9 protein-coding genes are annotated in these 9,806 nt (G+C 73.8%); 4 read left to right on the forward strand and 5 right to left on the reverse strand.

Annotated elements, in window-relative coordinates; all coding sequences use genetic code 11:
* Positions 1-2: 2 nt before the first annotated feature.
* Positions 3-968 (reverse strand): zinc-binding dehydrogenase, encoded by a 966-nt coding sequence (locus ACH54P_RS06140; RefSeq protein ID WP_489911341.1) that lies wholly within the window; start codon positions 966-968, stop codon positions 3-5.
* A gap of 79 nt (positions 969-1,047) precedes the next feature.
* Between ACH54P_RS06140 and ACH54P_RS06145 the strand changes: the two genes are divergently transcribed.
* On the forward strand, positions 1,048-1,617 hold the full coding sequence (locus tag ACH54P_RS06145; protein ID WP_489911342.1) for a TetR/AcrR family transcriptional regulator: 570 nt from the start codon (positions 1,048-1,050) through the stop codon (positions 1,615-1,617).
* Here the strand turns inward: ACH54P_RS06145 and srmL are convergent.
* Both srmL and ACH54P_RS06155 read right to left on the reverse strand, forming a co-directional pair.
* A complete protein-coding gene (gene srmL / locus ACH54P_RS06150) occupies positions 1,549-2,724 on the reverse strand; it encodes a PheS-related mystery ligase SrmL (protein WP_489911343.1) in 1,176 nt (391 codons plus the stop codon). The two genes, ACH54P_RS06145 and srmL, sit on opposite strands and share 69 nt — an antisense overlap.
* Before the next feature lie 452 nt (positions 2,725-3,176).
* Positions 3,177-3,689, reverse strand: a complete 513-nt coding sequence (locus ACH54P_RS06155; protein ID WP_489911344.1) for a DinB family protein — start codon at positions 3,687-3,689, stop codon at positions 3,177-3,179.
* 189 nt (positions 3,690-3,878) lie between these two features.
* On the opposite strand from ACH54P_RS06155, the gene ACH54P_RS06160 reads away from it, so the two are divergent.
* The 3 genes from ACH54P_RS06160 (at position 3,879) to ACH54P_RS06170 (ending at position 8,215) form a co-directional block, all read left to right on the forward strand.
* A complete protein-coding gene (locus ACH54P_RS06160) occupies positions 3,879-4,718 on the forward strand; it encodes a DMT family transporter (RefSeq protein WP_489911345.1) in 840 nt (279 codons plus the stop codon).
* Between the two features lie 78 nt (positions 4,719-4,796).
* Positions 4,797-6,467 (forward strand): ABC transporter ATP-binding protein, encoded by a 1,671-nt coding sequence (locus ACH54P_RS06165; protein WP_489911346.1) that lies wholly within the window; start codon positions 4,797-4,799, stop codon positions 6,465-6,467.
* Positions 6,464-8,215 (forward strand): ABC transporter ATP-binding protein, encoded by a 1,752-nt coding sequence (locus tag ACH54P_RS06170; RefSeq protein ID WP_489911347.1) that lies wholly within the window; start codon positions 6,464-6,466, stop codon positions 8,213-8,215. The genes ACH54P_RS06165 and ACH54P_RS06170 overlap by 4 nt, the downstream gene beginning before the upstream one ends.
* Before the next feature lie 261 nt (positions 8,216-8,476).
* Here the strand turns inward: ACH54P_RS06170 and ACH54P_RS06175 are convergent, their stop codons facing one another.
* Together ACH54P_RS06175 and ACH54P_RS06180 are read right to left on the reverse strand one after the other, a co-directional pair.
* Complete coding sequence (locus tag ACH54P_RS06175) at positions 8,477-8,686, reverse strand: MbtH family protein (RefSeq protein WP_489911348.1); 210 nt, start codon at positions 8,684-8,686, stop codon at positions 8,477-8,479.
* An 11-nt stretch (positions 8,687-8,697) separates the two neighbouring features.
* Entirely contained in the window at positions 8,698-9,723 is a 1,026-nt protein-coding gene (locus tag ACH54P_RS06180) for an ABC transporter substrate-binding protein (RefSeq protein WP_489911349.1), read from the reverse strand.
* Positions 9,724-9,806 lie beyond the last annotated feature (83 nt).

A 9,806-nucleotide genomic window follows, 5' to 3' on the forward strand; every position in this document is an offset into this window, starting at 1 on the left:
CCTTACGGGGCGCCTCCCGCCCCCGACGGCACCAGCACGATCCGGCCGAACACCTCGCCGGTGTCCATTTTGCGGTGCGCCAGCGCCGCCTGCTCCAGCGGCAGGACTTCGTGGACGACCGCCGCCAGCTCGGCGCGCCGGGCGAACAGCTCGGCGATCGCGGCGCGCCGCTCGGAGACGGGGACCGTGTCCGCGCTGAAGGTCGCGAACGACATCGACTTCTGGAACCGGGTGAACAGCTCCCGGCCGAAGCCCGCCGGCGGGTCGCCCGCGATCGCGCCGACGGCGACCATGCGGCCGTTCGGGTTGAGCTTGGCGAAGAACGACGGCAGGGCCGCGCCGGCCACGACGTCGATGATGACGTCGAAGCCCTCGGTTCCCGTCGCCGCGCGGTCCAGGACGTGGGTCGCCCCCAGTTCGCGCAGACGGTCGCCGCGCTCGGCCGACGACGTCGTGACCGCGACCGTCGCGGCGCCCCCCTGCGCCGCGAGCTGGACCGCCATGATCCCGATGCCGCCGGCGGCGCCGCGCACCAGCACCGACTCGCCGGGCGCGAAGCGGGCGTGGCGGAGGCCGAAGCGGGCGACCACCCCGGAGCTGCCGAGCGTGACCGCGTCGACGGCCGACACGGCCGGCGGGAGCGGGACGAGCGTCTCGGCCGGGGCGATCGCCCGCTCCGCGTAACCGCCGCCCACACCGGTGAACCCCCACACGCGGCGGCCCGTCCACGCCGGGTCGACGCCGTCCCCGGCCGCGGTCACCGTGCCCGCGACCTCGCCGCCCAGGATGTGGCCGTCCTCGAAGCCGTACGCGGCGAGGGCGCCGCTGCGGATCAGGACGTCGACGCCACCGACACCGATCGCCTCGGTGGTGAGCAGCACCTCTCCCGCGCCCGGGCTCGGGTCCGGGAGGTCGACGACCGCGAGCCCCTCGGGGCCGCCGAACGCTTGCACCGCTACCGCTTTCACTGTTCTCTCCGTGTTCGTCGAGCCTCTTCCGACGCCGGACGGTAACGGACGCCGGCGTCCGGTTGGCTAAAGTGAGAGCGTGCCCGACCGATTGCCTCACCTGCTGCGCTCCGACGCCCGGGACAACCGCGAGCGCGTCCTCGGCGCCGCCCGCGAGGTGTTCGCCACCGACGGCCTGAACGTGCCGCTGCGGACGATCGCCCGGCGCGCCGGGGTCGGCCCGGCCACGCTGTACCGGCACTTCCCGACCAAGGAAACGCTGGTCACCGCGGCGTTCACGGACCAGATGCGCGCGTGCTACGCCATCGTCGACGAGGGGCTCGCCGACCCGGATCCGTGGCGCGGCTTCACCGTCGTCGTCGAGAAGCTCTTCGAGCTGCACGCCCGCGACCGAGGCTTCACCGCGGCCTTCATGGCGGCCTTCCCGCGCGCCCTGGACTTCACCGCGGACCGCGAACGGGCGGTGAAGTCGCTCGCGGAGCTGACCCGCCGGGCCCGCGAAGCCGGGCACCTGCGCCCCGACGTCGTCCTGGACGACGTGATCCTCGTGCTCATGGCCAACAGCGGCATCCAGGCCGCCTCACCGGCGGCCCGCGTCGCGGCTTCCCGCCGCTTCGCCGCGCTCGCGATCCGGGGGCTCCGAGCCTGAGACGGCCCACTGGTGGACGCTCCCCCGGTGCAGCGCGGCGTACACGCGGTCACGCAGGACGTTGGCTTCGTGGTCCGACAGCGTCGCGCCCATCGGCCGGAGCACCAGCCGGATCAGGAGGTTCTTCTGGTCCGGGCGGGCGCCGAGCCGGGCGCGCGCCCGCGGGGGCAGCTCCGCGCAGGGGGTCTCCTGGCGGATCTCGACCGACTCGACGACGTCGGCGTCGTCGCCGAGGGCGTCCCGGACACGGTCGCCGAGGTCCTCGGCCCGGTCGTCGGCGGCGACCGCGATCGACAGGTCGCGGCGCACCGGCGGCAGGGCGGACACCGGCCGGTAGGGCGTGAGGTCGGTGAGCTGCGCGGCGACCGCCGGTTCGGCCGAGCGCAGCAGCCGGATGTCCGGGATGCCCTTGAGCAGCATCAGCATCCGGTCGAGTCCCAGGCCGAGGGCGAGCCCGGACCAGCCGTCCCCGAGCCCGGCGCGGGCGAGGACGGCCGGGTGGGCGAGCCCGCACTCGGCGACCTCGACCCAGCCGCCGTCGTGCTCGACGTCCAGCTGGGCACCGTCCACTGTGTACGGGTGACGGCGGGGTTCGAGCCGCCACCGCCGTCCCGGCAGGAGCGCGTCGAGCAGGGCGGTCACCATCTGCTCGAGGTCCTGACGGGTGGTGGGGCCGCGGGTGATCCGCCACAGGTCGAGCTGGTGCGGCGTGCCGCTGTAGAGGCGGTCGATGCTGTCGCGGCGGTAGACGACGCCGGGGCAGACGAGCAGGACGTCGTCGGCCGGGCTCGCCGCCAGTGCCCGCAGCGCCGCCGGGATCATGGCGCTGGAGTGGCTGCGCAGCACGTGATCGGCGTCGACGTAACGGGTGTAGCGCGCGTCGCGGGTGACGTCGGCGGGGTCGTAGCCGAGGTTGTCGTAGTTGTCGGCGACGGTGACGATCCGGTCGCCGGGCCACCGCCGCACGGCACAGGGCCAAGCACCGGCGAGGGCGGCGACGGCCCGGTCGACGACGAGCTGGACGGCGTGCGGCCCGCCGGCCGGATCCGCGAGATCCCGGACGGCGAGGTCACGGATCAGCTGGGCGGGGGTGAGTGCTTCGGGCATGACGGAACCTCCGGGGTGAACGGGAGGGTGGGGGTACTGCTCCCCCTGGCCCGGACACCTCGGCGAGGTTCAGCGCGATGCGGGCGGCGACACCGGTTCGACGGCCGTGACGGCGGTCGGAGGTGTGTGGAGACGGCGAGCCTGTTCAGGCAGCGCCGGCCGCGGACGTGGCACCGGAACCCCGCTGGCACCCGTGTAGGGCCAGGGGGCCGGTAAATCGGCGGGTTCCCGCGATGACGGCCACGGATCCAGGGTAGCGGGCTCGTCACCCGGGTTTCCGCGGATGAGGAGGCAGCTCGTCGGCTCGCCCTCGCGGTTGGGGCGGGCCACCCCCGTCCATTGTGGCGTCGGTGCCATCGCGCTACATCGGAACTCTCGCGGCCGAAGCGCGGCTACGGGCTTTCCGCCAGAGCCTCCCAGCGACCCAGCCACCCCAACCGGTCACCCGCGCCTCACTCGCCCACCTCTCCGTCCGCCAATTCACGCAGCACGTCCAGATGCCCCACGTGCCGCGCCGTCTCCTGCACCACGTGGGCCACCACCCAGCGCACCGTGAACTCCGACCGGCGCCGGGTGCGGTCGTCCGGGCCCAGCCCGTTCAGTGCCTTCTCCGCCCGCGCCCACTCCGCCTTGTAGGCGGCCACCACCGATGCGGGGGTGTCGTCCGGGGTCAGGTTCCAGCTCGGGTCGGGCGTGCCCGCCCACAGCGACGGCAGGTCCGCCCCGCCCGCCTCGATGCACAGCCACCAACGCTCGACCGCCGTGAGGTGCTTCACCACGCCCAGCGCGCTCATCCGCGGCGACGACGGCAACGGCGTCGCCGCCGCCTGCGGGGGGCTCAGGCCCGCCAGCTTGTTCACCGCCGTGGCGCGGAGGAACTGCAGGAAGTCCAGGGACAGGCGCAGCTCGTCGAAGGCCAGGCGACCCGGCCAGCTCCGGCGCGTCTTCGAACTCGTGTTCGACATGAGGGCAACCTACCGCGCCGGTCCGACAAAAACCGGCACCGGGCTCGAGCCCTTCGGGTCGAGGCGCGCCTGACCGGTGCGAGGCCACCCGGCGAGTGAGCGGGCGGGGACAACCGCGTGAACTCCCCCGCGGCGGAATATCCGCCCAGCGAAGACGGGCACCACCCCGGCGGCCATAGAGTGATCGGCATGTGGTGGGGACTGCTCTGCGCCTTGGGCGCGGCATGCGCGTACGGGGTGGCTTCGGTGATGCAGTCGGTCGCCGCGCGGGCGACGGACACCGGCGCCGACGGCGTCGACCCGAAGCTGCTCGTGCGCGTGCTCGGCCAGTGGAAGTTCGTGCTGGGCCTGGTGCTGGACGTCCTCGGGTTCGTCGCGCAGATCGTCGCGCTGCACGTGCTGCCGCTGTTCGTCGTGCAGGCCGCGCTCGCCGCGAGCCTCGCCGTGACCGCCGTCGCCGCGCGGTTCCTCGGCGTCCGGCTCGGCAAGCGGGAGTGGGTGGCCGTGGTCGTCGTGTGCGCCGGACTCGCACTGCTCGGTGCCGCCGCCGAAAGCGAGGGCTCGGACCCGGTCGGGCTCGGGTTCCGGATCGTCCTGATCGGCGCGGTCGTCGTGCTGGCCGGAGCCGGGATCGCGGCGGGCAAGGCGAGCCGCCGCGTGCGGACGCCCGCGCTCGGGCTCGTCGCCGGCCTGAGCTTCGGCGTCGTCGCCACCGCCGGCCGGATCATCCCCAGCCTCGCGCCGCTGGACCTGCTCACCGACCCCGCCACCTACACCGTCGCCGTCGCGGGCGGGATGGCGATGCTGTTCTACGCGACGGCGTTGCAACGCGGGAGCGTCACGACCTCGACCGCGATGATGGTGCTCGGCGAGACGGTGATCCCGTCCCTGATCGGCGTGCTCGTGCTCGGCGACCGCACGCGGCCGGGGTTCGCCGTGGTCGCCGTCGCCGGGTTCGTCCTCGCCGTGGCCGCCGCGCTCGCGCTGGCCCGTTTCGGGGAGCCCGAGCCGGCCGCCGTCGCGAAGTGAGACGAAGTCGACCGTCTTCCCGTAACTTCTTTACTTAGACTAGCCTTACCTATCCCAGCACAGGACAGGGAGGCGCGGGTGAGCACGACCGGACGGGAAGTCCTCCGCCGTTCGATCGCCGGGCAACGACGATCGGTGGCGCTGGCGGCGCTGCTGACCGCGGGCCACCAAGGCGGCGAGGCACTGGTGCCGGTGGTGATCGGCGTGGTGATCGACCAGGCCGTCGCGGGCGGCTCGGCAGGCACGCTCGTCGTCTGGCTGGCGGTGCTGGGGGTGCTCTTCGCCGCGCTGTCGACCAGTTACCGCCTGGGTGCCCGCTTCGGCGAGCGCGCTGCCGAACGCGCGGCCCACGACCTGCGGCTCGACGTCGGACGCCGGGTGCTGCACCCCGGCGGCGTCGCCGACTCCGGCACCCTCGCGGGCGAACTGGTGAGCGTCGGGACGTCGGACGCGAAGCGGGTCGGCACGGTCAACGGCGTCCTGCCGTTCGGGGTCGCCGGCCTGGCCGGGCTGCTGGTCAGCGCCGTCGTGCTGCTCACCATGAGCATCCCCCTCGGCCTGCTGGTGCTGCTCGGCACGCCGCCGATGCTGTACCTGGCGCACCTGATCGGCAAACCCCTCGAACGCCGCAGCGAGGCCGAGCAGGAGCGGTCCGCGTTCGCCTCCGGCATCGCCACCGACCTCGTCGCCGGGCTGCGCGTGCTCAAGGGCGTCGGCGCCGAGCGCGCCGCCGTCGACCGCTACCGCCGGACCAGCCAGGACTCGCTGCGGGCGACGCTGCGCGCGGCGCGCGCCCAGGCCTGGCACAACGGCGCTTTGCTCGCGCTGACCGGGATCTTCATCGCCGTGGTCGCGCTCGTCGGCGGCAACCTCGCGGCGGCGGGCGACATCAGCGTCGGGGACCTGGTCGCTGCGGTCGGGCTCGCGCAATACCTCATCACGCCGTTCACGATCTTCTCGTGGGTCAACGGCGAACTCGCCCAGGCCCGCGCCTCGGCCGGGCGCGTCGCCGACGTGCTGAACGCGCCGCCCGCCGTCGGCGCCGGGACCGCCACGCTGCCCACGCCGCCGGCCGGCCACGTGCGGCTGTCTTCGCTGAGCCGCGGCGCGCTGCGCGACGTCGACTTCGAGGCCCGGCCGGGCGAGCTGCTCGGCGTGGTCGCGACCGATCCGGCCGCCGCGACGGACCTCCTCGACTGCCTCGGCCGCGCCGCCGACCCCTCGGCAGGCTCGGTGTCGGTCGACTCGGTCGACCTGTCCACTGTGGACCCGGCCCGGGTGCGCGAGGTGGTGCTGGTGGCCGCGCACGACGCGGATCTGTTCGCCGGCACCGTCGCCGAGAACGTGGAGACCGGGCCCCGCGCCGCCGAGGCGATGACCGCGGCCGCCGTCGACGAGGTGGCGAGCGCGCTGCCCGACGGCGTCGCGACCGCGGTCACCGAACGCGGGCGGTCGCTGTCCGGCGGCCAACGCCAGCGGGTCGCGCTGGCACGGGCCCTGTCCGTCGACGCGCCGGTGCTGGTGCTGCACGACCCGACGACCGCCGTCGACACGGTCACCGAAGCCCGGATCGCCGCGGGCCTGGCCGAACTCCGGCGCGGCCGGACCACCATCCTCGTGACCACCAGCCCGGCCTTGCTGGCCGCGACCGACCGCGTCGTCCTGCTCGACGACGGGCGGATCGCGGGCGAAGGCAGTCATGCCGAACTCGCCGGCCGGGCCGACTACCGGGCGGCGGTGCTGTCATGACCCGCGAACTCCTCCCCGTGGCCGGCGGCCGCCGGATCCGCGCCGTCCTCGGCGAGCTCCTGAGCCGGTCCAAGGGCCGCGCCGCGGCCGCGTTCACGATGCTCGTCGCCGCCACCGCGATCGGCCTGCTCACCGCTCCCCTGCTCGGCCAGGTGGTCGACCTGGTCGCGACGCGCCGCCCCGCGGCCGAGCTGCTCACGCCCGTGGCCGAGCTGGTGCTCGTCGCGGTGGCGCAGGCGATCGCGACCGCGATCGGCGTGTCACTGGTGGCGCGGCTGGGCGAGACGATCCTGGCCGAGCTGCGCGAACGGTTCGTCGAGCGGGCCCTCGGGCTGCCGCTCGAACAGCTCGAGCGCGCCGGGTCCGGCGACCTCACCGCCCGCGTGACGAACGACGTTTCCGTGGTCGCGGAAGGCGTCCGGCAGGCGCTGCCCGAACTGGGCCGGTCGGTGCTGACGGTGGTGCTCACCCTGGGCGCGCTGGCCGTGCTGGACTGGCGGTTCCTGCTGGCCGCGCTGGTGGCCGTGCCGATCCAGCTGTGGACCGTGCGCTGGTACGTCCCGCGCGCGAAGCCGTTGTACGCCGGCCAACGCGAGGCCGTCGGGGCGCAACAGCAGCAGCTGCTGGACACCATCGGCGGCGCGAAGACCGTCCGCGCGTTCCGGCTGGCCGACAGCCACCTGGAGCGGGTGCGGGAGCGGTCCGACGCGGCCGTGTCGCTCGCGTTGCGCGGGATCCGGCTGGTGACGCGGTTCTACGCGCGGCTCAACCTGGCGGAGTTCGTCGGGCTGTCGGCGGTGCTGGCGACGGGGTTCGTGCTGGTCGGGGCGGACGCGGTGACGGTCGGCGTCGCGACGGCGGCGGCCCTGTACTTCCACAGCCTCTTCGGGCCGATCACGACCGCGCTGGCGCTGGTCGACGACGCGCAGGCGGCCGCGGCCAGCCTCGCGCGCCTGATCGGCGTCGCGGACCTGCCCGCCGAGGCGTCGCCCGCCCAGCCGGCGCGGCCGGTCGACGCGTCGGTCAAGACCGCGGGGATCGGTTATTCCTATGTGGACGGTCACCCGGTGCTCCGGGAGATCGACCTCGGCGTCGCGCCCGGCGAGCGGGTAGCGCTGGTCGGGGCGAGCGGGGCCGGGAAGACGACCCTGGCCAAGCTGATCGCCGGGATCCACCGCCCGGACACGGGATCGGTCACCCTCGGCGGCGTCCCGCTCGACGAGCTGGGCCCGGAGGCGACGCGCCGCACGGTCGCGCTGATCAGCCAGGAGGTCCACGTCTTCGCGGGGTCACTGGCCGACGACCTGCGGCTCGCGCGCCCGTCGGCGTCCGACGCCGAACTGCGGGCCGCGCTGGCGAAGGTGGGCGCGCTGACCTGGGTGGACAGTCTCCCGGACGGACTGGCCACAGTGGTCGGTGAGGGCGGCCACCAGCTGACGGTGACGCAGGCGCAGCAGCTCGCCCTGGTCCGGCTGGTGCTGGCCGACCCGCCGATCGCGATCCTCGACGAGGCCACGGCCGAGGCCGGCAGCGCGGGCTCGCGGGTGCTGGAGTCCGCGGCCGCGGCGGCGCTGGAGGGACGCACGGCGTTGGTCGTCGCCCACCGCCTGACGCAGGCGGCGGCGTCCGACCGGATCGTCGTCCTGGACGCGGGGGCCGTGGTGGAGTCCGGAACCCACGACGAGCTGGTCGCCGCGGGTGGTGAGTACGCGAAGCTCTGGACGGCCTGGTCCGGTCAGCGCACCTGACGCCGTGTCGTCCCGCTGATCACGCGTGTCGTCCCTCTGATCACGCGTGTCGTCCCTCTGATCACGCGTGTCGTCCCTTCCGGAACACGGGACTCACGTGATTGAGCGCGTGACTCGCGTGATTGGACGCGGATCTCGCGTGATTGAAGGGGCATCTCGCGTGACAGGAGGGGCATCTCGCGTGCCTGGAGGGTCGGCTCGCGTGCCTGGACGGACGACACGCCGGGAGCCGTGAGGCTCCCGGCGTGTCGGGTGGGATGGTCAGGCGTCCATGGCGTCGGCCAGGGATTTGGGGCGCATGTCCGTCCAGTTCGCTTCCACGTGGTCCAGGCACTCCTGGCGGCCTGCGGGGCCGAAGGCGACCGTCCAGCCGGCCGGGACGTCGACGAACTCGGGCCACAGGCTGTGCTGGTTTTCGGCGTTGACCAGCACCAGGTACGTGCCGGACGGGTCTTCGAACGGGTTGGTCATGCCAGGCCTCCTCAGGCGGTGATGTCCGTGCGGGCGCCCGCGACGACCTCGGTCAGCTTCCGGATGACCGGGGCCGCGAGCACCGGGTTGAACCGGGGTTCGGTCGACCAGTCGGCGAGCTGGTTCGCCTTCACCGCGGGCAGCTGCGCCCACGTCGGGATCTGCGCCAGCTGCCGGCGCGTCAGCGCGTACGTGCGGCTGTCGGTGAGGATCAGGTCGGCCGGGTACTTGCCGGCCTGCTCCCAGCTGAGCGTCTCGAAGTAGTCGTCCGAGCCGCCGCCGTTGACGATCTCCAGGCCCAGGTCGCGGTAGTAGGCGAGGTCGGCGAAGAACTCCGGCTTGCAGATGTACAGGTTGTCCTTGTCGCTGGACACCACGAGCACCTTGAGGCCGGGCTTGGCCTTGATCGCCGCCTTCAGGTCGTCGGAGGCCTTCCGGAAGTCGTCCTTGCCCTGCTTGATGACGGCGGAGTTCGCGTCGCCGCCCAGCGCGACGGCGAGCTGCTCGTACCGCTCGATCACCTTCGGCAGCGTGACCTTGTACTCCGACAGCGCGACGATCGGTGCGATCTGCTGCACCTTCGGGCCGAGGTCGTCCTTCAGCACCCACAGGTCGGTCGGCTTGGCGCCGGTGAGCCCGGTGATCACCAGGTCCGGCTTCGTGGCGGCGAACTTCTCCATGCTGAAGTCGTCCCACGCGTTGCCGATCGACGTGACGGCGCCCAGGTCGATGTTGCCGGCCTGGATCTCCTTGGCGCCGTCGGCGGTCTTCTGCGGCCCGAAGACGCCGACCGGGCGGACGCCGTAGTCCCACAGCGCGGCGGCCGAGCTGACGTAGGCCACGACCCGGGCGGGGCGCTGGTCGCGCGACGCCTTCTGGCCGCGGTCGTCGGTGAACTCCCACGGCCCGGAGGCCGCGGCCGCCGGCTTGTCGCCGCCGCTGCCGCACGCGGTGAGCGCCGCGGCGGCGGCGACCCCGCCGGCCCCGATCAGGAATCCACGCCGGCTGAGCCCGGCAGCGCCTTGAAACACGGACATGAGAACCTTTCGAGGCTTTCGGGGGTTCCGGGTGGCAGCGCCCCCGGCCCGGGCCGAAGGCCCGGATGTCACCGCAGCTTTTA

The sequence above is a fragment of the Amycolatopsis sp. N2S4-7 genome (assembly GCF_058119595.1).